Origin of the sequence: Deinococcus rhizophilus (genome assembly GCF_030271215.1) — a bacterium.
GTDB classification, from domain to species: domain Bacteria; phylum Deinococcota; class Deinococci; order Deinococcales; family Deinococcaceae; genus Deinococcus; species Deinococcus rhizophilus.
In genome coordinates, this window is the sequence record NZ_JASNGB010000351.1 from 1 (window position 1) to 809 (window position 809).

General features: G+C 74.9%; 1 pseudogene. It reads left to right on the plus strand.

The features are described from left to right. A pseudogene (locus QOL99_RS18045) lies at positions 1-518 on the plus strand (N-acetylmuramic acid 6-phosphate etherase); the annotation flags it as partial. Between the last annotated feature and the right edge of the window lie 291 nt (positions 519-809).

Below are 809 nucleotides of genomic sequence, written 5' to 3' on the forward strand. Positions count from 1 at the left end.
TGCACTCGGGCGGGCGGCTGCTGTACCTGGGCGCGGGGACGAGTGGGCGGCTGGGCATTCTGGACGCGACCGAGCTGCCGCCGACCTTTTCCTGGCCGCCTGAGCGGGCCGTCGGGATGATCGCCGGGGGCGACCCCGCGATCCGGCGGGCGGTCGAGGGCGCCGAGGACGACCCCGCGCTGGGCGAGGCGGACGTGGGCGGCGCGGACGTGGGGCCGACCGATGTGGTGATCCTTCTGGCGGCCAGCGGCACCACCCCCTACGTGCTGGGGGCGGCGCGGGGGGCGCGGGCGGCGGGGGCGCTGACCGTGGGCCTCGCCAACAATCCCGGCACGCCGTTGCTGGCGGCGGTGGACTGCCCGGTGCTGCTGGACACCGGCCCGGAGGTGATCAGCGGGAGCACGCGGCTCAAGGCGGGCACGGCGCAGAAGATCGCCCTGAACACGCTGTCGAGCGCCCTGATGGTCCGGCTGGGCAAGGTCTACGGCAACCTGATGGTGGACNTGGGCCTCGCCAACAATCCCGGCACGCCGTTGCTGGCGGCGGTGGACTGCCCGGTGCTGCTGGACACCGGCCCGGAGGTGATCAGCGGGAGCACGCGGCTCAAGGCGGGCACGGCGCAGAAGATCGCCCTGAACACGCTGTCGAGCGCCCTGATGGTCCGGCTGGGCAAGGTCTACGGCAACCTGATGGTGGACGTGCGGGCCAGCAACGCCAAGCTGGGGGCCCGCGCCCTGGCCCTGACCTGCCACGCGACCGGCGCGGGCGAGGCCGAGGCCAGGGCCGCCCTCGCGGAGGCCGGGGGGCAC